We start from the raw sequence: 24,868 nt of genomic DNA, 5'->3' as shown, positions 1-24,868 counted from the left end.
CGCGGCCCAGGCCCGGGTCCGTTCGCGGCAGCTCGACGTCGAATTCGCATCGGTCCGGGCGCCGATCGGCGGCAAGGTCTCCGACCGGCGGGTCGACCCGGGCAATCTGGTCGCCACCGGCGAGACGCTGCTGACCACGATCAACGCGCTCGACCCGATCTACTTCAGCTTCGACGTCCCCGAATCGCTGTTCCTGAAGACCGCGCGCCAGCGCCGGGCCGGCGAAGCGCCCGGGCAGGCCGCCGAGATCCGGCTGCAGGACGAGGCATCCTATAACTGGAAGGGCCGGCTCGACTTCACCGACAATGGCATCGCCCAGAACAGCGGGACGATCCGCGCCCGCGCCGTGGTGCCCAACCCCAACTACTTCCTGGCGCCCGGCATGTTCGGCAATATGCGGTTGGCCGACGGCGGCACCACCACGGCGGTGCTGGTCCCCGATGCCGCGGTCCGTACCGACCAGGCCCGCAAGATCCTGCTGACCGTCGGCAAGGACAACACGGTCGCGGCCAAGCCGGTCGAGACCGGTCCGCTGGTGGGCGGCCTGCGCGTGATCCGCTCCGGCATCACCAAGGCCGATCGGGTGATCGTGCAGGGCGTGCAATTCGCCATGCCCGGCGCCAAGGTCAATCCGCGCGTCACCCAGATCAAGCCGACGGAAGTGGCCGCTGCGGCCGCGCCTCCGCCCTCATCGCCCAGCGCTTCGCAAGCGACGCTGGCCAACTAGAACCCATCGGGGGCAACAGCCATGCGCTTCAGCCATTTCTTCATCCGGCGCCCGATCTTTGCCGGCGTCATCGCGATCATCATCACGATCGTCGGGGCGTTCGCCTATGTCGGCCTGCCGGTCTCGCAATTCCCCGACATCGTCCCGCCGACAGTGACCGTCAGCACAGCCTATCCCGGCGCCTCGGCCGAAACGGTCGCCGACACCGTCGCGGCGCCGATCGAGCAGCAGATCAACGGCGTCGACAATATGCTCTACCAGTCGTCGCAATCGACCGGCGACGGGCGGCTGACGGTCACCGTCACCTTCAAGCTCGGGACCGACCTCGATACGGCGCAGGTGCTGGTCCAGAACCGCGTCGCGCTGGCCGAGCCGAGCTTGCCGGAGGAAGTGCGGCGGCAGGGCGTGGTGGTGCGCAAGACCTCGCCGTCCTGGCTGATGGCGGTCAATGTTCTGTCGCCCGACGGCTCATTGGATCGCAGCTATGTTTCCAACTATGCGCTGACCCACTTGAAGGACCGGCTGTCGCGGGTCGAGGGCATCGGCGACGTGCAGATTTTCGGCGCCCGTGACTATGCCATGCGGGTGTGGATCGACCCCGGCCGAGCCTCGACCCTCGGCCTCACCGCCGGCGAGGTGGTCTCGGCGCTGCGCTCGCAGAACGTGCAGGTCGCGGCCGGCGTGGTTGGCCAGCCGCCGTTCGACACCGGCGCCGCGCAGCAGCTCAGCGTCGAGACTCAGGGCCGCTTCAAGACCGCCGACGAGTTCGCCGACATCATCGTCCGCACCGATCCGTCGGGCGCGATCACCCGCGTCCGCGACGTGGCGCGCGTCGAGCTCGGCGCCGAGGATTATGGCGTCAACGCCTATCTCTCGGGCCAGGACTCGATCATCATGGGGATCACCCAGCGGCCGGGCACCAATGCGCTCGCCGCGGCGGAGGGCGTCAAGGCCGAGCTGGCGGCGGCGTCGCAGAGCTTCCCCAAGGGGCTCGAATACCGGATCATCTGGAACCCGACCGAGTTCATCAGCGAATCGATGGACGCGGTGGTGGAGACGTTGTTTGAGGCGGTGCTGCTCGTCGTCCTCGTCATCCTGGTCTTTCTCCAGAGCTGGCGCGCCGCGATCATCCCGATCGTTGCCATTCCCGTCTCGCTGATCGGTGCCTTCGCGGTGCTGGCGGCGCTCGGCTACTCGCTCAACACCCTGTCGATGTTCGGCCTGGTGCTCGCCATCGGCATCGTCGTCGACGACGCGATCGTCGTGGTGGAGAATGTCGAGCGCAACCTCGAGCACGGCCTGTCGCCGCGCGAAGCGGCGCACAAGTCGATGGACGAGGTGTCGGCGGCGCTGGTCGCGATCGTGCTGGTGCTCTGCGCGGTGTTCGTGCCGACCACCTTCCTCACCGGGATCACCGGTGAGTTCTACCGCCAGTTCGCGGTGACGATCTCGGCCGCGACGATCATATCGCTGATCCTCTCGCTCACCTTGTCGCCCGCCCTCGCCGCCCTGCTGCTCCGTCCCAAGGCAGAGGAGGCGCCCGCCAGCGGCTGGCGGCGCGTGGCGTGGCGCGCGGGCGACTGGTTCAACCGCAACTTCGACCGGCTGGGTAACTGGTACGCCAACATCACCCGCCGTTTCGCGTCGGCGCCCAAGCGGATGTTCGCGATCTATGGCGGCCTTGTCGTCGCCACCGGGCTGATCTTCACCGCAACCCCGGCCGGGTTCATCCCCGCGCAGGATCAAGGCTATGCGCTCGCCGCGATCCAGCTGCCCCCGGGCAGCTCGATCGAGGAGACCGACCGCGTGCTCAAGAAGGCGGTGAAGAAGCTGCTCGAAGTGCCCGGCACCGAGGCGGCGGTGATGTTCTCGGGCTTTGACGGCGCGTCGGGCACCCAGGCGTCGAACGCCGCGGCCGCCTATGTCACCTTCAAGCCGTTCGAGGAGCGCGCCGGCACCGACCGGACCGAGCTCAACATCGAGAACGACATGCGCGCCGCGCTCGCCGACATGAACGAGGCGTTCGTGTTCGTCATCCCGCCGCCCGTCATCCAGGGCGTCGGCAATGGCGGCGGCTATCGCATGATGGTGCAGGACCGCAGCGATGCCGGCTACCAGGCGCTCGAGCAGGCCGCCGGCGGCGTGATCGGGGAGGCGCACAAGAGCAAGGAACTCGCCAACGTCTTCACGCTCTACAACACCGCGACCCCGCGCATCTATGCGGACATCGACCGCGCCAAGTCCGACATGCTCGGCGTCCCCGCGAGCCGCGTGTTCGAGGCGATGCAGGTCTATCTCGGCTCGTCCTACGTCAACGATTTCAACCTGCTCGGCCGCACCTTCCGCGTGACCGCGCAGGCGGATGCGCAGTTCCGTGACGATCCGGCCGACATCGCTCAGCTCAAGACGCGCTCCAACGCGGGCGGGATGGTGCCGATCGGCGCCGTTGCGACCTTCGAGGACCGCACCGGCCCGTATCGCGTCACCCGCTACAACCTCTTCCCCGCGGTCGAGGTCGATGGCGACACCGCGCCCGGCTATTCGACCGGCCAGGCGTTGGCGCGGATGGAGGTGATCGCCAAGGATCTGCCGCAGGGCTTCACCGCGGAGTGGACCGACCTCGCCTTCCAGCAGAAGGCGGCGGGCAATATCGCGGCGCTGATCTTCGCGCTGTCGGTGGTGTTCGTCTTCCTGGTGCTGGCCGCGCAGTTCGAAAGCCTGATGCTGCCGATCTCGATCATCCTTATCGTGCCGATGACGCTGCTGGCCGCGATGCTGGGCGTCAATTTCCGGGGGCTGGACAACAACATCCTGACCCAGATCGGCCTGATCGTGCTGATCGGCCTCGCCGCGAAGAACGCGATCCTGATCGTCGAATTCGCCAAGCAGGCCGAGGAACGCGGCGCCACCGCGCTGCAGGCGGCGGTCGAGGCGGCACGGGTGCGGCTGCGGCCGATCCTGATGACCAGCTTCGCCTTCATCCTGGGCGTGCTGCCGCTGGTGACGGCGTCGGGTCCGGGCTGGGAGCTGCGTCAGGCGCTGGGCACGGCGGTGTTCTACGGCATGATCGGCGTCACCGCCTTCGGCCTGATCTTCACCCCGACCTTCTACGTTGTGTGCCGCGCGCTCGCCGACCGGCTCCGTCGCCCGCGCGGCGGCGGTGCTCCGATGGCGCAAGTGCAGCCCGCCGAGTGAACTGAACGAGAAAGGAGCAAATCATGCTTCGCAATCTGATGACCGCCGCGTCGGCGCTGGCGCTCGCCGCCTGCGCCACCGGCCCCGACTATGCCGCTCCCCAGACGCCCTCGGCCGCGGCGGGCAAGTTCGTCGCTGCCACCAGCCCTGCGGTCGATCCGCTGGCGCCGGTGCAGGGCGCGTGGTGGAAGCTCTACGACGACCCGGTGCTCGACCAGCTGATCGCCGACGCCCAGGCGGCGAACACCGACATCCGCGTCGCAGTCGCCCGCCTCGACAAGGCGCGCGCCGCGTTGCGCGAGATCAAGACCGATCGCCTGCCCGATGTCGGTGTCAGCGCCGGGGCGAACTATGGTCGTACACCCGCGCTGCAGCGCCCGCCGGGTATGCGGCGTGAGGACTGGTCGATCGATGCCGGACTCGACGTCGCGTACGAGGTCGATCTGTTCGGCCGCGTGTCGCGCGGTGTGGAGGCAGCGCGGGGCGATCTCGGTGCGGCGGAGGCCGATGTCGAGGCGGTGCACGTCGCGATCACCGCCGAGACCGCGCGCGCCTATGCCGACGCCGCCGCTGCCGCCGAGCGGATCGCGGTCGCCGAACGCATCGTTGCGCTGCTCGACCGCTCGCTCGGACTGACCGAGCGGCGGCGCGAGGTCGGGCTGACCACCAGCCTCGACACCGCGCGGATCGCGACGCTGCGCAACCAGCGCCGCGCCGACATCCCCGCGCTCGCGGCGGAGCGCGATGCGGCGCTGTTCCGTCTCGCCACGCTCACCGGCCGTGCGCCCGCGGATCTGCCGCAGATCGCCGCGCAGCGCGTCGCGACCTTGCGGCTCGACCAGCCGATCCCGGTCGGCGACGGCGCGGCGCTGCTCGCCCGCCGTCCGGACGTGCGCGCCGCCGAGCGCCGCCTTGCCGCGAACACCGCGCGGATCGGCGTGGCGACCGCGGACCTCTATCCGCGCATCACCTTCGGCGCGTCGATCGGCTCGACCGGACCCGATATCGGCGACGTCTTTGGTGGCGGCCCCCTCCGCTGGCTGTTGGGATCGTTGCTGAGCTGGTCGTTCACGGATCACGAGCGAGCAAGAGCCCGCGTTGCCGGGGCGGAGGCGGACAGCCGCGCGGCGCTCGCCGAGTTCGACGGCACCGTGCTGCGCGCGCTGCAGGAGACCGAGACGGCGCTGTCGGTCTATGCCCGCACGCTCGACCGGCGAATCGCGCTTCAGGCGGCGCGCGACGCTGCGGAGAAAGCCGCACGCATCGTCCGTGCGCAGCAGCGCGAGGGGCAGGTCGACGGCCTCGTCCTGCTCGACGCCGAGCGCAGCTTCGCCGAGGCGGAGGCCGAGCTGGCGGCTATCGATGCGGGCATCGCGACCGCGCAGATCAACCTGTTCAAGGCGCTGGCAGGGGGATGGGGTCGCGCGAGCAGTTGATCGCCGCGGCATTGACGGAGCGCCGTGGTAGAGCGCCGCGCCCCGTTTTATCAGACAATAGACAGATCAAATTGGAAATGATACCGCTACCATCGAACATCTGAAAACGGCGTGCGACAAGGGCGCCGATTCCGGGGGAGGTAGCTTTGGCGGATCACGGACGCGGCTCGAACGGCATAACGGCCAAGCTGGCGCGTGCGTGCTTGGCGGCCGCGGCCTTGATCGCGAGCCTGACCGTGCACGCCGACGAACTCCCCCGGCTCGAGACCCGCAACGGCAAGCATGCGCTGATCGTCGATGGCGCGCCCTTTCTGGTGCTGGGCGCCCAGGTCAATAATTCGAGCAACTATCCCGCGATACTCGACGAGGTTTGGCCGGTGATCGAGCGGATGCACGCCAACACCGTCGAGGTGCCGGTCGCCTGGGAGCAGGTCGAGGCCGAGGAGGGCAAGTTCGACTTCTCGTTCGTGGACGAGCTGGTGCGGCAGGCGCGGGCACGCAAGCTGCGCGTCGTGCTGCTGTGGTTCGCGACGTGGAAGAATACCGGCGCCAGCTACGCGCCCGAATGGGTGAAGCGCGACACCCGCCGCTTCCCGCGGATGCGCAAGCCCGATGGAACGCTGCACTATGCGCTGAGCCCGCACGGCACCAACACGCTTGAGGCTGACAAGCGCGCCTTTGTGGCGCTGATGCAGCACCTTGCCGGGATCGACCAGGCAGGGACCGTGATCATGGTGCAGCCCGAGAATGAGGCGGGAAGCTATGGCCTCGCGCGCGATCATTCGCCCGAGGCGGACCGGCTGTTCAACGGGCAGGTGCCTGCCGAGCTTGCGCGCGCGCTGGGCAAGCCGGCGGGGACGTGGACGGCGCTGTTCGGCAAGCGCGCCGAGCAGTTCTTCCAGACCTGGCACCTCGCCCGCTACATCGATGCGATCGCCAAGGCGGGCAAGGCGGCGCATCCGCTGCCGATGTATGTCAACGCCGCGCTGGGCGACGCATTCACGGACGAGGGCGGCAATGTCGGCCCATCGGGCGGGCCCAACTGGAACGTCATTCCGGTGTGGAAGGCGGCCGCCCCCAATATCGACTTGCTTGCGCCCGACATCTATGGCCGCGATCCGTTGGCGGTCACCGCCTTTCTCGACAAATATGCACGGCCCGACAATGCGCTGATGGTGCCGGAGATCGGCAACGCGCGCGACTTCGCCCGCTTCATCTGGCCCGCGCTGGGCCGCGGCGCGATCGGTTTCGCGCCGTTCGGCATGGATGCGACCGGCTTCTTCAACTACCCGCTTGGTGCCAAGGAATTTGATCCGGCGACGCTCGATGCGTTCAGTGCGCCCTATCGCCTGTTCGCGGCCAACCAGCGCGAGTGGGCGCGAATCGCGTTCGAGAAGCCGGTCTGGGGCGTCGCCAAGGGCGCGAAGGACCAGTCGAAGGTGATGGGCCGCTGGCGCATTTCCGCCGAATATGGGCTGTGGCAGATGGGCGAGCCGAGCTGGTCGAGCTGGACCAAGGTGGATGCTCATCCCGACGCGGATGCTCCGGTGGGCGGCATGGTCGTCGCGCAGCTCGCGCCCGACACCTTCCTGCTGAGCGGGAGCCATGTCCGTGTCCGCATCGCGCTGGCCGATGCCAAGCCGGGCGAGCAGGTTCAGCTGATCAGCGCGGAGGAGGGCAGCTACGTCGACGGCAAATGGACGATGCGCCGCCGCTGGAACGGCGACCAGATCGACTATGGCTTCAACTTCACCGCGCAGCCGGTGCTGCTGAAGGTGACGATGGGCACCTATCGCTGAGGCGCCATGCCGACCGCGATGACGAGTTTTAGGCGCCTGGCACGGGCTGAGCGCATGCTGACATTTGAATGCTGAACCAAGAGATTACCGGAGAGAGACGATGAAGATTGCCGCCTTGCTGAGCGCCAGCATGATAGCGTTGTCGGTGCCCGCTGCGGCCCAGTCCACGGAGGGCTGGCGCAAGACCGGCACCGGCATCGTCGTCGCCCCGGCGGGCGGCACCGAGAAGCATGTCGCGCTGCAGGTCTATGGCGACGGGCTGATCCGCGTCACCGAAAGCGATTCCGCGGCGCCGAAGCTGCCCGAAAGCCTTCAGGTGATCGCCGCGCCGGTGACGCAGGGCTTCACGGTGACCGAGGCCAACGGCAGCGTCACGCTGGCGACCCCGGCGCTGTCGGCCACAGTGCGGCTGGCGGACGGCAACGTCTCGTTCCGCGACGCGTCCGGCAGGGCGATCCTCACTGAAGCGGCGAGCGGCAGCTTCCGCCCCGCCCATGCCGAGGGGCAGAATTACGTCGCGGTGACCCAGCAGTTCAACCGCGGCACCGACGAGGGCTTCTACGGCCTCGGCCAGCACCAGAACGGGCAGTTCAACTATAATGGCGAGGATGTCGAGCTCGCCCAGTACAACTTCGTCGCCGCGGTGCCGTTCGTCGTCTCGACGCGCAACTACGGGCTGCTGTGGGACAATAACGGCATCAGCCGTTTCGGGAATCCCAAGCCCTATACGCTCGCCGGCGCGCCGGGCGACAGCCTGCGGGTCGAGGGCAAGGATGGCCGCCCCGGCTGGGACGCGCGCTATTATCTGGGCGACCGGCTCGCGGTGTCGCAGAGCGAGCAGACGATCAACTACCAGCATATCCGCGACCTCAAGAACTGGCCGGCGGACGCCAAGGCGAAGACGGTCGCGGCGACCGGCGGGCAGAACACCGCGGGCAATGCGGTCGAGACGCAGCGCGTCGAATGGTCGGCGAACGTGACGGCGGACAAGAGCGGGCTGCACCGCTTTCGCCTCTACGGGTCGAGCTACTTCAAGCTCTATGTCGACGGCAAGCTGGTGATGGACCGCTGGCGGCAGAACTGGCACCCCTGGTACCATAATTTCGACGTGCCGATGACCGCGGGCAAGCCGGTCGCGATCCGCATCGAATGGGAGCCGAATGCCGGCTATATGTCGCTCCACCACAGCGATCCGCTGCCCGAGGCGGAGCGGCACTCGCTCACCCTGACCTCCGATCTGGCGCATGCGATCGACTATTATGTCGTCGCGGGCAAGGACATGGACGGGGTGATCGCGGGCTATCGCAAGCTCACCGGCAAGGCGGCGATGCAGCCCAAATGGGCCTATGGCTTCTGGCAGAGCCGCCAGCGCTATGACACGCAGCAGGAAATCCTGGATGTCGTGAAGACCTATCGCGACCTCAAGATCCCGCTCGACAACATCGTGCTCGACTGGCGCTACTGGCGCGACGACGACTGGGGCAGCCACCGGCTCGAGCCCAAGCGCTTCCCCGACCCCAAGGGGATGATCGACACGCTGCACAAGCAGCATGCCAACTTCATGATCTCGGTCTGGCCCAAATTCTATCCGACCACCGACACCTACAAGGAGCTGGCGGCCGCGGGCGGCGTTTACACGCGCAACATCACGATGGGGAACAAGGACTGGGTGGGGCCGGGCTATCTCAACACCGACTACGACCCGTACAATCCCAAGGCACGCGCGATCTTCTGGCGGCAGGTCAAGGAACGGCTCGCGGTGCTCGGCGTCGACGGCTGGTGGCTCGACGCCAACGAGCCCGACATGCACTCCAACCTCTCGCCCGAGGAACGCGCCTGGATCATGGGTCCGACCGCGCGGGGCCCAGGCGGGGAATTCTACAACAGCTTCTCGCTGCCCCATAACGAGGGCGTCTATCAGGGCCAGCGCGCGATGCGGCCCGATGTGCGGCCGTACATCCTCTCTCGCTCCGCCTTTGGCGGCATCCAGCGCACCGGAGCAACGATCTGGTCGGGCGACATCGCCAGCCGCTGGGACGATTTGCGCGAGCAGATCCCGGCCGGGATCAACTTCTCGATGACCGGCATTCCCAACTGGTCGCACGACATTGGCGGCTTCGCGCTCGAGGATCGCTTCACCAAGCAGGATCCCGCGCATGTCGATGAGTGGCGCGAGTTGTATCTGCGCTGGTTCCAGTTCGGCGCCTTCACCCCGGCGTTCCGCAGCCACGGCGAGTTCCCGTATCGCGAGACCTACAACATCGCGCCCGCAGGCTCGCCGGTGCGCGATGCGCTGATCCGCTATGCGCAGCTGCGCTATCGCCTGATGCCCTATATCTACACGCTCGCTGCCGACACCTACCAGAAGGACGGCAGCATCATGCGCGGGCTTGTGATGGATTTCCCGACCGACCCCAAGACGCGCGACATCGGCGACCAGTATCTGTTCGGTCCCTCGCTGCTCGTCACCCCGGTAACGCAGTTCAGGGCGCGCAGCCGCGACGTCTATCTCCCCGCCGGATCCGACTGGTTCAACCTCGACAGCGGCAAGCGCGAGCGCGGCGGACAAACGGTGAAGACCGACGCGCCCGCGGAGGTGATCCCGGTCTATGTTCGCGCGGGCAGCATCGTGCCGACCGGGCCGGTGATGCAGTACACTGACGAGAAACCGGACGCGCCGCTGACGATCCTGGTCTATCCGGGCGCGAACGGCAGCTTCTCGCTCTACGAGGATGACGGTCGCAGTCATGCGTTCGAGAAGGGCGGGTTCAGCCGCATCCCCTTCGTCTATGACGACGCCACCGGCACGCTCACCATCGGTGCGCGCCAGGGTAGCTACAGGGGGATGGTCGCCAGCCGCCAGATCATCGTGCGCTGGATGAAGGACGGCAGCGGGATCGACGGCACCGACGGCCTGTCCGCGCCGCTCACCTATTCGGGGGGGACGCTCACGGCAAAGCGGCCCTGAGCCGCCACCCGCCGCCAGTGCGTGCCGGCGGCGGGGTCCCCCTCAGGCGATCCCGCCGCCTTCGATCCGCAGGACGGGTACGAACGCGCCGGGACCGGGCGGGGGAAGGGTGAGGCGCAGTCCCGCATCGGTCCGCTGGGAATCAAGCGCACCGCCGCCCAGCAGCGTCACCCGCTCGATCGCCACGCCCGCAAGCGAGGCGATCGTTACCGGCGCCTGCGGCCAGTCGAGAAACGCCGCATAGAGCGTGCCGCCACGGGTGGTGAAGCGGATGTCGGCGGCGGAGAAGGTCGAGGCTCGGTCCTCATTGTGCATCCCTACGCCCAGCCGCGCGGGGCCCTCGCCATAGCGATGCCACGGGCGGCTGCCGTGAATCGCCTCGGCATTCACCGTCATCCAGCGGGTCATGCCGTCGAGGACTTTCTCTTCTTCATCATCAATGCTGCCGTCGCCGCGCTGGGGGATGGAGAGAAGTAGATTGCCGTTCTTCGACACCACGTCGAGCAGCCGCTGGATCACCTGCTTCGCGCTCTTGTATCCCTTCCGTTCGTAAAGGCCGCGGTCGTAGTGCCATTGGCCGATGCAGGTGCAGGTCTGCCACGGCTCGGCGCGGATGCCCTCGACGAAGCCGCGCTCGACGTCATCGGTGATCGCGCGCCGCTGCTCGGCGGAGAGCTTCTTGCCGGTCAGCACTACATCGACTGCGCCATGTGCGGCGATCGACCGGTTGTAGTAATGCGCCGCCGCCTCGAGCCCGAAGCGCTCGAGCGGCAGGCCGTAATTGTCCATATAGACAAGGTCAGGCCGGTACTTCTCGACCAGCTCCTTCTGCCGCGCGAGCCAGTTGGGCGCGAAGCCGGGATTGTTTGCGGGGATTGTCTCCAGCCACTGGCGGTCATTGGCCTCGTGCCAGGCGTCCATCGCCGCGATGCTGGCGATGCCGTCGGGGATCACCATCGACGGGCCGGTATAGAGTTGCTGGGGGTCGAGGCCGGCCCACCATTTGCCCGCGCCATCGGCCTTGCGCAGGCGGAAGGCATCGTAGCGGACGCCCTTCATCGGACCCTCGGCATCATAGCCATAGGCCGCCTGCCACCAATGCCAGGCATGCGAGCCGTGGTTGGATACGCCGAACCGCAGGCCCGCGGCGCGCACCGCGCGTTCCCAGGTGCCGACGATGTCGCGCTTCGGCCCCACCCGCGTGGTGTTCCAGGGGTGGTGCGAGCTGGCGAACATGTCGAGATTGTCATGGTGGTTCGCCATCGACACGATGTACTTCGCGCCCGCGGCCTTGTATTTCGTCACCAGCGCCTCGGGCTGCCACCTGTCCGCCTTCCAGCGCGGAATGAACTCCATGAAGCCGAATTTCGACGGATGGCCATAGGTGCGCAGGTGATGCTCGTAGAACGGATCCCCTTGGACATACATCTTCCGGGCATACCAGTCGCCGAACTCGGGGACGCATTGCGGCCCCCAATGCGACCACAGGCCAAGCTTCGCGTCGCGGAACCAGTCGGGGCTGCGAAAGTGTTCGGCAAGCGAGGTCCAGTCGGGGCGCACCGGACCCGCGGCGCGCGCTTCACGCCCGTGCGAAACACCGGCGGTGAACGCCGCAGCGCCTCCGGCCAACAGGCTGCGTCTTGTCACCATCTTGCCCCCTCCTCCGGTCGCGGCTTGCACAACCCGATCAGTATGATAGCGCTATCACAACACGAGATCGAGAGAGGATTGTGATGACGATGCGAGATTGCGCCACCGTAATGGCAATGATGCTTGCGGCGGCGACCCCGGCGGGGGCGCAAACGCTCAGGCTCGCGCCGGTCTTCTCCGATCATATGGTGCTGCAGCGCGATCGCCCTGTGCCGGTCGAGGGGAGCGCCGCGCCGGGTGCCGAAGTGTCGGCCCAACTCGGCGATTCGCCGGCGGTCGCTGGCCGGGCCGATGCCACGGGACGGTGGCGGATCGAGCTGCCCGGCCGTCGGGCGCTGGCTTCGACTTCGCTCACGGTGCAGTCGAGCGGTGAAACGCTGCGGCTCGCCGATGTCGCGGTGGGCGACGTGTTCCTCTGCTCGGGCCAGTCGAACATGGAGTTCACGCTCCGCGTCGCGACGAATGCGGATAGCGCGGTCGGCGCGAGCACCAACCCGGCGCTTCGCCTGTTTAATGTGCCGCGGCAGAGCAGCCCAACGCCACAGGCACAGTTCTCGTCGCCTGTCACTTGGCAGCTGTCCGCCCCGGACAGTGCGCGCGATTTCTCAGCCGCCTGCTGGTTCATGGGCGCGGAACTGCAGCGCCTTCGCAAGGTGCCGGTCGGGCTGATCGCGGCCTCCTGGGGCGGTTCGATCATCCAGGACTGGTTGAGCGAGGCCGGCTTGCGCCGCAACGGCGGTTTCGACGACGGCCTGGCAATGCTGGCATTGCGCGGCACCGATCCCACCGCTGCGCAACGCTGGCTGGACAAGCAACTCGATGCCTATTTCAGGCGCGCAACTGCGAAACTCGAAGCACCCATCCCGGCCGATCCCAACCGGTTCTGGGAAGAGTGGGGCGTATCGGACCTGGCGTCCTTTGACGGCGCTGGGGCCTACACCAGCGAAGTGACACTGACGGCTGACCAGGCACGGCGCGCACGGCACATCCATCTGGGCGCGGTCGATGATTTCGATCAGACGCTGATCAATGGCGCGGTGATCGGCAGCACGACCGGCTGGACCAACCAACGAAGCTATGCGCTCGCCTCCGGCCAGCTTCGCGCCGGGGCCAACCGCATCCAGGTACGCGTCATCGATACCGGGGGCGGGGGCGGGATGTGGGGCACCACGCCGCGCCGGATCGAGCTGGATGACGGCAGCTCGATTCCGCTCACTGGCCGCTGGCAATTCCAACGGGGAGCGGACGTGCGCGATACCGGACCGGCGCCCTATGTCCCTTGGGTCGGGGCGAACGGTCTGACGACGCTCTACAACGGCATGATCGCACCGATCGGCCGCATCCCACTTGCCGGGATCGCCTGGTATCAGGGCGAGGCCAATGTCGGGGATCCGGCGGGCTATGCGAAACTGTTGCCATCGCTGATCGCCGACTGGCGCGGACGCTTCTCGACAAGGCGCTTCGCGCTTGTCCAGCTGGCCAATTTCGGGCCAATGCAGAGCAAGCCGATCGATTCCGCCTGGGCAGCGCTGCGGGAGGCGCAGCGCTCGACCGTCGCAGCAGATCGCGATGCGGGCATGGCGGTGGCGATCGATGTCGGCGATCCGCGCGACATCCACCCGACCGATAAGAAGACCATCGGCCTGCGCCTGGCATTGGCCATGGAGGGTGCGAGCAATGCGCAGCTGCCGGCGGCAGCGCGCGACGGGGACAAGATCCGGCTGCGGTTCGACCGTCCGCTGCAGGTGATCGGCGGCGCCGGGCCGCTCGGCTTCGAGGCATGCGGCGCAGGCGGGTGCCGCTTCGTCACGGCGCGGCTGGCCGATCCCTCCACCGTCCTCGTCGATGCCGCATCCGGCGATGCCAGGCTGCGCTATCTCTGGGCCGACAGCCCGATCGCCAATCTCTACGATGGCGATGGGCTGCCGGTGACGCCGTTCGAGATTGCGCTGCCCTGAACCCGCTCAGCGCGGCTCGCCATAGAGCAGACCGCGCCCGTCGGTGCCGACATAGACCCGGCCGAAGATCCGCGGGTCGCCCTCGATCACGCGGATCCGGTTGCCCCATTGATTGGCGTCGTCATTGACCCGCAGCCAGCTCTTGCCGGCGTCGGTCGATCGCCAGATGCCGGTGACGTCGGCTTGCGTGCCGAAGGCGAAGAGCGTCGGTTCCGTCGAGCCTTGCGCAGGCTTGCCGAGCGCGAAGCGCTTGATCTCCAGCCCCCTGCTCTGAACGGCGAAGCTGCGCCCTCCGTCGCGGCTGCGGTGGAGCGTGCCGCCAATGTTGAGCCACAGATCGCCCGCGTCAAAGGGCGACGCGATCAGCGGCCAGGGCGTCTCGACATTGAAGGTGCGCGCCTTCGACAGATCGCCGGGCAAGGTCGCGGCGGCGCGGAACGTGCGCCCGCCATCATTGCTGACGAACAGCTTCGCAGAGTTGAAGTCGAGCATGTAGAAGCGTTTGGGGTCGACCTTGTCCGCCACCGCACGGGTCTCGCGAGGTGCATTGAGGCCCGAAGCCCAGCTGAGGCCTCCATCGTGCGAGAAGAACGGGGTCGGCGTCGCTACCGCGAGCACCGCGCCATCGGCGGAGACGGTGATCGCAGGGGTCTTCAACAGATCGTGGCGCTTGACCTCGCTCTCTCCGGCCTCGGCATAGGGCGGGAGCAGGACCGGCTTCCAGGACCGTCCGCCATCCCTGGACAGCGCGAGCGTCGCCTCGGTCTTCTGCCCTTGGTGCACGCGCCCGCTGCGGACCATGATGGCGGGCGCCTGCCCGGCGTAATCCAGATTGATCGTGGTCACGAGATGCGGGTTGAGGTGCATGGCGGACGGCGAGACCGCGAAATCGTCGTGCACGAACCCGGCGATGTCGCCGAAGCCGGAGATCAGCTTGGCGCCGCCGGTCGGGCTGGCGAGCGAGACGATCGCGGTCTCCTCGACCCCGTCGGTCCAGGGCTTCCACAGGCCGGTGCGCCAGCCGTCGGTCGCATAGACGGTCGCGCCGGTGGTGTAGGCGATATGCCCGGCGTCGAACGGATCGATCGCAAGACCCGCGATCCAGTGGCCGAAATCGGCCTCTTTCTCATCGAAGCGCAGCCATGGCGCGGCGGTGATATCTCGGCGACTGCCCTTGCCGATGTCCGTCCAGGTCGCGCCCCAGTCGGTCGAGACATAGGCGGTGTCGGGGTGCGCGTTCATCGTCGCCACCGCCAGCGTGCCGGGCGTGCCGTGCGCCAGGCTGACCGCCATGTAACCGCCGCCATGCGCGCCGCCTTTGGGGGTGATGTCGGCCCATTGGCCGCCAGCGAGTCGCCACACCGCGCCGCCCGACACGCCGGTTGGTCCCATCCCATTCGAGTAGGCAACGAACAGCTGGCCATCGTCGGCGATGTCTCCCTTGACCGGCATCAGCCCGTTCGGACCGCCGGGCACCTTGCTCCAGCTCTCGCCGCCATCGATCGAGCGATAGAGACCTTGTCCCTCGAGATCGGCCACCGCGGCGTAGATGGTCCGCGACCTGCCGTCCTTCGCGCTCGAGCGATCGAGCAGCACGAAGCTGACCCCGGCGTTGCTGCTCCACCGCTCGGCGGGGGCGGGTTTGCCGGCGTGCGGAAAGCCCGCGACCTTGCTCCACGTCGCGCCCGAATCGGTGCTGCGCCACAGCCCTTCGAAGCGCGACCCGAAATAGAGGATCGCGGGGTTGTTCGGGTCGATCGCCAGCCGCTCACCGAGTCCGCGGCCCGGTTCGTTGCCGCCCATTTTGAAGGGCACGGGAATCGTTCGCCAGGTAGCGCCGCGATCCGCCGAACGCAGGATCGCCGCCGGACCGCCGCGATACATGCCGGCCGCCAGATAGACGATGTCGGGGTTGCGCGGATCGGCGGCGATGCTCTCGATGCCCTGATAATTGCTTTCGCCCATCCCGTCCTGCAGGGGGATCCAGCTTTTCGCCCTGGCGTCCCAGCGATAGGCCCCGCCGATATCGGTGCGCAGATAGGCAAGGCCGCGCTCCGCGCGACTGAAGATCACCGCGGGGGAGAAGCCACCGCCGCCGACCTTGACGTTCGCCCAGCGGTAGGGGACTGATGAAAGGCATGCCTCCTGCGCCGGGGCGTGCGTGGTGAGGATGACGGCGATGGCGGATGCGACCCCCAGCGCGACCCGGAAAAGAGTGGACAAGGCTTCCTCCCGTATTATGGTAGCGCTCACATTTTCACTATCGATCCGATAAATCAACCTAGGAGAGCGTCATGAAGGCAGGCCGGGCGATGTTGCTGCTATTGGTGGGGACAACGTTGTCCGCTGGCCTTGCCGCGGCGCAGGACGGCCCCGCCTCGACCGCGCATCCCGCACTGTGGCCCGCGGCCAAGAGCGTGGGCCTGGTCGATCCAGCGATCGAGAAGAAGATAGACGCGTTGCTTGCGAAACTGTCGATCGAGCAGAAGGTCGGCCAGCTGATCCAAGCCGATATCGGGACGATCAAGCCCGAGGATCTGCGCAAATACCCGCTCGGCAGCATTCTCGCGGGCGGCAGTTCGCCGCCGCTCAATGCGCCCGACCGCTCGAGCATCGGGCCGTGGCTCGCCTCGGCGCAGGCGTTCCGCGCGGTCTCGCTCGAGCAGCGGCCCGGCTATGTGCCGATCCCCAACATCTTCGGCATCGACGCCGTCCACGGCAACAGCAACATCGTCGGCGCGACGATCTTCCCGCACAATATCGGCCTCGGCGCCGCCAACGATCCGGCGCTGATCGAGAAGATCGGCCGGATCACCGCGGTCGAGACTGCGGCGGCGGGGATGGACTGGGCATTCGGCCCGACGCTCGCCGTGCCGCAGGACGATCGCTGGGGCCGTGCCTATGAAGGCTATTCCGAGAAGCCCGACATCTCGAAGGCTTATGCCAAGGCGCTGATCGACGGGCTTCAGGGCGCGCGCGCGTCGGGCACGATCCAAAAGGGCAATGTCGCCGCGTCGGCCAAGCATTTCCTGGGCGATGGCGGCACCACCGGCGGGGTCGATCAGGGCAATACCGAAGTCGACGAGAAGACGCTGATCGCGACGCATGCCCAAGGCTATGTCTCGGCGATCGATGCCGGGGTGATGACGGTGATGGCGTCGTTCAACAGCTGGAACGGCGAGAAGATGCACGGCAACAAGTCGATGCTGACCGATGTGCTCAAGGGCAAGATGGGCTTTGACGGTTTCGTCGTGAGCGACTGGAACGGCCATGCACAGATTCCGGGGTGCACCGGCACCGATTGCGCGCGCGCGATCAATGCCGGCATCGACATGGTGATGGCGCCCGATACGTGGAAAGGGCTGTACGAGAACACGCTGGCACAGGCGAAGAGCGGTGTGATTCCGTTGGCGCGGATCGATGATGCGGTGCGCCGCATCCTGCGTGTCAAGTTCAAGCTCGGCTTGTTCGATGCGCCGCGCCCCTATGACGGGCGCGCCGAACTGATGGGCGCGCCAGAGCATCGCGCGGTGGCGCGCGATGCTGTGCGCAAGTCGCTGGTGCTGCTCAAGAACGAGGGAAGGCTGCTTCCAGTACGGGGCAGCGCCAAGGTGTTGGTGGCAGGCACGGCAGCGAACGACATGGGGCCGCAGGCGGGCGGCTGGACGTTGAGCTGGCAGGGCGACGGCAATCAGCGCAGCGACTTCCCCAACGCCCAGACGATCTGGGAAGGGATCGACGAGGCGGTGCGCGCGCAGGGCGGCAGCGCGGCGCTCAGCCCCGACGGCGGCTTCACCGCCAAGCCAGATGTGGCGATCGTGGTGTTCGGCGAGGCGCCCTATGCCGAGATGCGCGGCGATATCCGCACGCTCGAGTTCGAGCCGGGCGACAAGCAGGCGCTGGCGGTGCTGCGGAAGCTCAAGGCAGCGGGCATACCGACCGTTTCGGTGTTCCTGTCGGGGCGCCCGCTCTGGGTGAATCCCGAGCTCAACGCATCGGACGCGTTCGTCGCGGCATGGCTGCCGGGCAGCGAAGGCGGCGGCATCGCCGATGTGCTGATCGGCGACAAAGCGGGCAAGCCGCGCCACGATTTCCAGGGGCGGCTTAGCTTCTCCTGGCCGAAGACCGCGGGCCAGTTCGTGCTCAACCCGGGCCAGCCCGGCTATGATCCGCTGTTCGCCTATGGCTTCGGGCTCGACTATCGCACGCCGGGCAAGCCGCTCGGCAAGTTGAGCGAGGTCTCGGGCGTCGACGCCAGCCTGTCGAACCGGACGGTCTTCTTCGCCCGCGGCGCGGCGCCAGCGCCGTTCAGCGCGCCGGCGGTTGCCGGGATCGCCCGCAGCGCGGTCGATTCGCCGACGCAGCAGGAGGGGGCGATTCGGCTGGTCTGGTCGGGAAGCGCGCCGGCCGCGTTCACGATCGCCGGACCGCAGATGGACTGGTCGCGCGAGAGCAACGCCGATCTGTCGCTGCGCATCGTCTATCGTGTGGACACCGTGCCTGCGGGGCCGGTCGAGATCGCGATCCCCGACGGCGATGCGGGCAAGGGGCTGCCCGCGACCGCGATGTTCAGCCGCAAGCCGGGCGAATGGCAGACCGCGACCCTGAGCCTCAAATGCTTCGCCAAGGCGAACCCGGAGCTCAGCAAGGTTGCCGCGCCGTTGCGCATCACCGCGGCGGCGCCGTTCGGGCTGACCATCGCCGACGCGCGACTCGTGTCCGACCCGAACGCCAGCAGCTGCCCGGAATAGGTTAGGGACCCGCCGGATTTGAAGGAGTCGGTAGCGCGGAAGCTTGCGCGCCACCGGGCGCCCTGCGCTGGAAACAGGTTAAATACGTACTAAATCAAAGAGATAGCTCCATTCCAATCAATTCTGTTAGCGCTCGCTGACATCGTTGACATCGACGCATAGATGTGATCAAACAGGCTAATGCACGCCCCATAGAAGGCGTGAATGGCCGAGCTTGCTTGGCCTGGTAGGGGAGAGGTATTTAATGACGCCACGTTATGTTACCGCTAACATCGAGGCTCGCGCCAAGGGCCGGGCCGGTGTTCGGGCTGGAGCTTCGTGCCTGGCCATCATCGCGATGAGCGTTGCTGCTCCGGCCTGGGCCGCCGATCCGGCGCCGCTGCCGGCTGCGCAGGATGCGCCTGCGGCAGCCGGCGAGGCGGGCGCAGACGAAGTCGTCGTCACCGCACGGCGCCGCGCGCTCGAGGCCGCCGACGCGCGCAAGAAGGCATCGGAAAGCATCATCAGCTCGGTCGTCGCCGACGAAGCGGGCAAGCTGCCCGACAATTCGATCACCGAGGTTCTCCAGCGCGTCTCGGGCGTCAGCATTGTCCGTTTCGGCTCGCTGGGCGACCCGGATCACTTTTCGGTCGAAGGCTCGGGGATTCAGGTGCGCGGCATTTCCGGCGTCGCCTCGCGCCTCAATGGCCGCGAGATCTTCAGCGCCAATGGCGGTCGCGGGCTCCTCTGGGGCGATGTGACGCCCGAGCTCATGTCCGCGGTTGATGTGTACAAGTCTGCGACCGCCGACCTTGTCGAAGGCGGAACCGGTGGTCAGATCGATCTGCGCACCAAGCTGCCATTCGACTTCTCGAACGGCTGGCACGCTGCGGCCAGTCTCGAAACCAGCTTCGGCGATCTGACGAGGAAGACCGATTATGCCGGGTCGCTCCTGATCACTAACCGCTGGTCTACCGGGATCGGCGACATTGGCATTCTGTTCGATCTGGCGCACAGCCGCCTCACCTCGCGCTCGAACTTCTTCCGCACCGAGCCCTATTTCCGCCGACGCTTGCCGGGCGAGACGCAGGACGTATTCATCCCCGGCGGCTATGACTATGGCGACGAGGAGTTTCAGCGCGATCGCACCGGCATCTATGGCGCAGTGCAATGGGCGCCGAGCGACGATCTGACGCTGACCGGCATCTTCTTCCAGTCGCGTTACAAGAACCACAATCAGTCGCATTTCGCGATGCAGGCGCTGCAGGATCTGTCGGTCGATCGCAATGGCAGCACATTCGACGAGAATGGCGCGCTGCTCTCGACCAACTCGATGTTCCTGCGTGATAGCAGCACGTTCCTGCCCACCGGCAATCCGATCGAAGGCCAGGGCGGAACGGAGGGAACGCGGTCGCAATCGCTGACGCGGGATATCTCGGCCGAATTCACGTGGCGGCCGGGGCAGGGGCCGTTCAAGCTCTCGGGCGCCTACCAGAATGTCCTTTCGACCTCACGGCTCGATCGCCTCGCTGTTTTTCGTAACGTGAACTTTCCTTCGTCATTCGGGTTCGATCTGACGGGCGAGTTCCCGACGGTCACCCTGCCGGCATTGTCCCCGGGCCAGTTCACCGATCCGGCCAACTACAGATGGGCCGCGGCGATGCCGCATAACGAGCGCAACCGCGGCACGATGAACGCGGCCAACCTCGATGCCGAATATGTATTCGAGGACAGCTTCTTCCGTGCGATCAAGGTCGGCGGTCGTTGGTCGGAGCGGCGCGAGCGCGATCTCAACAACGGCTATACCTGGTCCGCGCTCGGTCGCGGGTGGAGCGCAAGCGACCCGCAACTGACCTTTGCCGATGCGCGACCCGGCGACGTCGAATTCTACGCCTTCGACAATTTCTTCCACGGCGACATCGCCGTCCCGGCGAACACGTTATGGCCATCGATCGCGCTGATGGAAAATACGCACGCCGATGACCTCCATCGCCCGGCGCCCAACGGCTATGGCGGCTCGCGGTCGCGCACCGCAAATTTCCTGCAGCAGGATCTGGGGCTGTGGCGGACCGAGACCTTTGCCGGCTATGCGCAGGTCCGCTTCGGCCGCGATTATGAGGCGGGCAAGCTCGGTTTCACCGGTAATGTCGGCGGGCGGATCGTGCGGGTGAAGAACGAGTCGCAGGGCTTCATTGTCCAGAACGGATTCACCTTCATTCGCAACGGGCAGCGTTTCGAGACCGCGAACCGCGTCGATCCGCGCGGCGGCAGCGCGACCTTCACCCGCTTCCTGCCGGCAGTGAACCTGCAGCTCCAGCCGAGCGAGGATATCAAGCTGCGCGCGGCCTACAACATCACGATGGACCTGCCGAACTTCAACGCCACGCGCGGCGGCGGCGAAATCGGTGTCGCGACGACAGCGAATCCGGTACAGGGCGAGCCGGGCATCTTCACCAACTTCACCGCTTCGACCGGCAATCCGTTCCTGAAGCCCGCCATGTCCAACAATGTGGACGTGTCGCTGGAATGGTACGTCAAGCCGGGGACGATGTTCTACGTCAACGGCTTCTACAAGCATATCAAGGACCTGCCGATCTACTCGCTCGGCCAACGTGAGGTCACGATCCGTTACCTGAACGGTACGACCGAGACCGCGCTGGCGGCGACTTCGGACGTGGTGACGGCAAGCGAGGCGGCGACGGTGAAGGGCATCGAAGTGGGCGGCCGCGCCTTCCTCGACATGCTGCCCGGCGTTCTTGCCGGGTTCGGCGTCGAGGCCAACTACACTTTCATCGACAGCAAGAACCCGGGTGACCTGTACCGCGACATCTTCGGCACGATCCGCAACGATGCGCCGCTTCAGGGTCTCTCGAAGCACAATTACAACGTTACCTTGCTCTACGAGCGCAGCAAGCTCTCGGCGCGCGTCGCCTATTCGTGGCGGTCGAAATATCTCCAGTCGACCAACGCGAACGGCACCACCCCCACCTACACCTTCGTCTCGGCGCCGGGCGCGGCGGGGCAGAGCGTGCAGATCGCGCTGCCGGTCTATGGCGACGCCTATGGGCAGGTCGATGTTGGCGTGACCTACAAGGTGACCGACCAGCTGTCGTTCACCGTCAAGGGCACCAACGTCCTCAACGAGACGCAGCGCACGCTGATGGGCGGTTACAAGAACGATGCCATCTACACGCGCAGCTGGTTCCAGAGCGACCGACGGGTTAGCATCGGCGCGAACCTGTCCTTCTAGATCGCTGTCATGGGGCGGCCGGCTGGAAGGCCGGCCGTTCCTTGAGAGGCTTATGAAGAAGCAGATCCTCATCGTCGGAGGCGGGACGGCTGGGTGGATCACCGCAGGCTATCTCGCCAAGCGGCTCGGCGCCGATCTGCCGGGCGGGGTCGATATCCGCCTGGTCGAATCCAGCGCGATCGGCATCCTCGGGGTGGGCGAGGGCACCTTCCCCACCATCCGCAAGACGCTCGCCACGATCGGGGTGGACGAAGCCGAGCTGGTGCGGCGCTGCGGGGCGACCTTCAAGCAGGGCGCGCGGTTCGCCAACTGGCGCACCGGCAACGATCATTATCTCCACGCCTTCCAAGAGGCCGACGAGCGGTCGGGGTTCGAGCTGCTGCCCTATTGGCTGCTCGGGGCGGCGGGAGCCGAGGAATGGGACGTGGCCGCCACGCCCCAGACCAGGGCGGCGGACGCGCACCGCGCGCCCAAGCTGCCCTCGCACCCAGACTATGTCGCGCCGCTCAACTACGCCTTTCATTTCGACGCGGTGATCCTCGCTGAGCTGCTGCGCGATCAGGCGGTCGCGAACGGCGTCATGCATCTGATCGACACGGTGACCGAAGTGCGCGTCGGCGCGGACGGCGCGATCGCGGGCGTGCGGACCGAAGCCAACGGCCTGCTCGAGGCCGACCTCTATATCGACTGCACCGGCTTCCGCGCCGAGCTGATCGGCAAGGCGCTCGGCATGCCCTGGCGCTCGTGCCGCGACGTGCTGTTCTGCGACAGCGCGATCGCGATCCAGCTGCCCTATGCGCGGCCCGACGATCCGATCGCCTCCTACACCATCTCGACCGCGCAGCAGGCGGGCTGGATCTGGGACATCGGCCTCGATCACCGCCGCGGGATCGGCCATGTCTTCTCCTCCGCCCATAGCGACGATGCCACCGCCGAGGCTGCATTGCGCGCCTATATCGGCGGCGCGGCGGACGGGCTGGAGACGCGCACATTCCGTTTCGACGCCGGTTATCGCGAGATCAACTGGCACAAGAACTGCGTCGCGATCGGCCTGTCGAGCGGCTTTTTCGAGCCGCTCGAGGCAACCGGGATCGTCTTCTCCGAGGTCGCCGCCGCGATGGTCGCCAACCTGTTTCCCTGGGGCGGCGACTATGAGACCTCGGCGCGCCAGTTCAACGCGATCATGCTGCGCCGCTACGAGCGCACGCTCGATTTCATCAAGATGCACTATTGCCTGACCGAGCGGCGCGACACGCAATTCTGGCGCGACAATGCCGACCCCGCCACCGTCCCCGACAGCTTGCACGAGCTGCTCGACCGCTGGCGCTTCCGCCCGCCGAACGAGATGGACGTCGATACGAATGTCGACATCTTCACGGAGACGAGCTGGCAATATGTGCTCTACGGCATGGGCTGGAAGACGGATCTGAGCGACCGTGCCGGCCTCTATCGCTATCATGACGAGGCACGCGCCGCTTTCGCCGAGGTGCGCCGCCAGGCCCAGTTCGCGGTCCGCAATCTGCCGTCCAACCGCGAGCTCGTCGAATATGCGCGGACCGGAAGGTTCGGGGCGCAGGGCGCGGCGGCATGAGCGTTGCCGCACCGGTCACCAAGCTCGTCATCGTCGGCGGCGGCACCGCTGGCTGGATGACGGCAGCCGCGGCTTCGCGTCTTGTCGCGGCGGGAGTTTCGATCACCCTGGTCGAATCCGACGAGATCGGCACCGTCGGGGTGGGCGAGGCGACGATCCCCTCGCTGCACGACTTCAACCACCTGCTCGGCCTGGACGAGGACGAATTCATCCGCGCGACCCAGGCGACGTTCAAGCTCGGCATCGAATTCGTGAACTGGGCGCGGCTCGGCGACCGCTACATCCACCCCTTCGGCACTCATGGCCGCGACACCCAGGGAATCAAGTTTCACCAGATTTGGCTGCGTCAGTCGAGCCTTGGCGGCGCGGAGGGTGATGTGGGGCCGCTATCGGACTATAACCTCTCTGCCGTCGCGGCGCGGACGAGCAAATTCTCCCGCCCGTCGCAGAACCCGGCGGCGGTGCTCTCGACGCTCGCCTATGCCTTCCATTTCGACGCTGGCCTCTATGCGCGCTTCCTGCGCGGCTATGCCGAGGACCGCGGCGTCAGGCGCGTCGAAGGGAAGATTGCGACGGTCGAGCAGGACGGCGAGTCCGGCTTCATTACCGGCGTCCTGCTGGCGGACGGCCGGCTCGTCGAGGGTGAGCTGTTCGTCGACTGCTCGGGCTTCCGCTCGCTGTTGCTCGGCGAGACGCTGGGGGTCGGCTATCGCAGCTGGCTGCACTGGCTGCCGTGCGACCGCGCGATCGCGATCCCGTCCGAGAGCGTGAGTCCGCTCACTCCCTATACGCGCGCCACCGCGGGCAAGGCGGGGTGGCGCTGGCGCATCCCGTTGCAGCACCGCATCGGCAACGGCCATGTCTATTCGAGCGCGCATTGTGGCGACGAGGATGCGCTGCGCGACCTGCTCGACGAGCTCGACGGCGCGCCCACCGCCGAGCCGCGCCAACTGCGCTTCACCCCCGGCCGGCGCGAGCGGCTGTGGGAGAAGAACTGCATCGCCATCGGCCTGTCGGGCGGCTTCATCGAGCCGCTCGAATCAACCAGCATCCACCTGATCCAGTCGGGCATCGCGCGGCTTCTGGCGCTGTTCCCCGATACCGGGTTCGACCCCGTCGAGCGCGACGAGTATAATCGCTGGCTGACGCGCGAGTACGAGCAGGTCCGCGATTTCGTGATCCTGCATTATCACGCGACCGAGCGAAGTGATTCCGCCTTCTGGGACCATTGCCGGACGATGCCGGTGCCCGACAGCCTGGCCGAGCGGATCGAATTGTGGCGCGGCAAGGCGCGCAACTTCCGCATCCAGGGCGACCTGTTCACCGAGGACAGCTGGTATGCGGTGCTGCTCGGGCAGAACATCGCCCCGCGCGGGTTCGACCCGCTCGCCGCGGCGCTGCCTGTTCCCGAAACCGGCCGCTTCCTGCGGCACTTGCGCGACGTGATCGGCAAGACCGCCGCCGCCATGCCGACCCATGAAGAATTCATCGCGCAGCATTGCGCCGCGCGACAGCCCGAGACGGCCTGACGCGTCCGGCGGCGCTGCATTTCAATCAACCGAGG

12 protein-coding genes are annotated in these 24,868 nt (G+C 66.9%); 10 read left to right on the top strand and 2 right to left on the bottom strand.

Annotated features, from left to right (window positions below; genetic code table 11):
* The 5 genes from VGD28_RS06060 to VGD28_RS06040 form a co-directional block, all read left to right on the top strand.
* Nucleotides 1-727 (top strand): efflux RND transporter periplasmic adaptor subunit (locus tag VGD28_RS06060; RefSeq protein ID WP_331027433.1); only part of this gene is annotated, 727 nt, incomplete at its 5' end.
* 21 nt (nucleotides 728-748) lie between these two features.
* On the top strand, nucleotides 749-3,922 hold the full coding sequence (locus VGD28_RS06055; RefSeq protein WP_331027432.1) for a multidrug efflux RND transporter permease subunit: 3,174 nt from the start codon (nucleotides 749-751) through the stop codon (nucleotides 3,920-3,922).
* A gap of 23 nt (nucleotides 3,923-3,945) precedes the next feature.
* Entirely contained in the window at nucleotides 3,946-5,358 is a 1,413-nt protein-coding gene (locus VGD28_RS06050; RefSeq protein WP_331027431.1) for an efflux transporter outer membrane subunit, read from the top strand.
* 203 nt (nucleotides 5,359-5,561) lie between these two features.
* On the top strand, nucleotides 5,562-7,157 hold the full coding sequence (locus tag VGD28_RS06045; protein ID WP_331027430.1) for a DUF5597 domain-containing protein: 1,596 nt from the start codon (nucleotides 5,562-5,564) through the stop codon (nucleotides 7,155-7,157).
* 100 nt (nucleotides 7,158-7,257) lie between these two features.
* Nucleotides 7,258-10,125 (top strand): TIM-barrel domain-containing protein, encoded by a 2,868-nt coding sequence (locus VGD28_RS06040; RefSeq protein WP_331027429.1) that lies wholly within the window; start codon nucleotides 7,258-7,260, stop codon nucleotides 10,123-10,125.
* Nucleotides 10,126-10,167: 42 nt separating this feature from the next.
* Here the strand turns inward: VGD28_RS06040 and VGD28_RS06035 are convergent, their stop codons facing one another.
* Complete coding sequence (locus VGD28_RS06035) at nucleotides 10,168-11,775, bottom strand: alpha-L-fucosidase (protein WP_331027428.1); 1,608 nt, start codon at nucleotides 11,773-11,775, stop codon at nucleotides 10,168-10,170.
* A gap of 110 nt (nucleotides 11,776-11,885) precedes the next feature.
* Here VGD28_RS06035 and VGD28_RS06030 point away from each other — a divergent pair, with 110 nt between their 5' ends.
* Nucleotides 11,886-13,733 (top strand): sialate O-acetylesterase, encoded by a 1,848-nt coding sequence (locus VGD28_RS06030; RefSeq protein WP_331027427.1) that lies wholly within the window; start codon nucleotides 11,886-11,888, stop codon nucleotides 13,731-13,733.
* Nucleotides 13,734-13,739: 6 nt separating this feature from the next.
* Here the strand turns inward: VGD28_RS06030 and VGD28_RS06025 are convergent, their stop codons facing one another.
* Nucleotides 13,740-15,956 (bottom strand): hypothetical protein, encoded by a 2,217-nt coding sequence (locus tag VGD28_RS06025; protein ID WP_331027426.1) that lies wholly within the window; start codon nucleotides 15,954-15,956, stop codon nucleotides 13,740-13,742.
* Nucleotides 15,957-16,027: 71 nt separating this feature from the next.
* Between VGD28_RS06025 and VGD28_RS06020 the strand changes: the two genes are divergently transcribed.
* From VGD28_RS06020 to VGD28_RS06005, 4 genes are all read left to right on the top strand, one after another.
* Entirely contained in the window at nucleotides 16,028-18,484 is a 2,457-nt protein-coding gene (locus VGD28_RS06020) for a glycoside hydrolase family 3 protein (protein WP_331027425.1), read from the top strand.
* Between the two features lie 337 nt (nucleotides 18,485-18,821).
* Complete coding sequence (locus VGD28_RS06015) at nucleotides 18,822-21,713, top strand: TonB-dependent receptor (protein WP_331027424.1); 2,892 nt, start codon at nucleotides 18,822-18,824, stop codon at nucleotides 21,711-21,713.
* Nucleotides 21,714-21,765: 52 nt separating this feature from the next.
* Complete coding sequence (locus VGD28_RS06010; RefSeq protein ID WP_331027423.1) at nucleotides 21,766-23,304, top strand: tryptophan halogenase family protein; 1,539 nt, start codon at nucleotides 21,766-21,768, stop codon at nucleotides 23,302-23,304.
* Complete coding sequence (locus VGD28_RS06005) at nucleotides 23,301-24,833, top strand: tryptophan halogenase family protein (RefSeq protein ID WP_331027422.1); 1,533 nt, start codon at nucleotides 23,301-23,303, stop codon at nucleotides 24,831-24,833. The genes VGD28_RS06010 and VGD28_RS06005 overlap by 4 nt, the downstream gene beginning before the upstream one ends.
* Nucleotides 24,834-24,868 lie beyond the last annotated feature (35 nt).

Origin of the sequence: Sphingomonas sp., from assembly GCF_036402235.1 — a bacterium.
Lineage (GTDB): Bacteria > Pseudomonadota > Alphaproteobacteria > Sphingomonadales > Sphingomonadaceae > Sphingomonas.
This window is presented reverse-complemented; position numbering and strand designations above follow the sequence as displayed.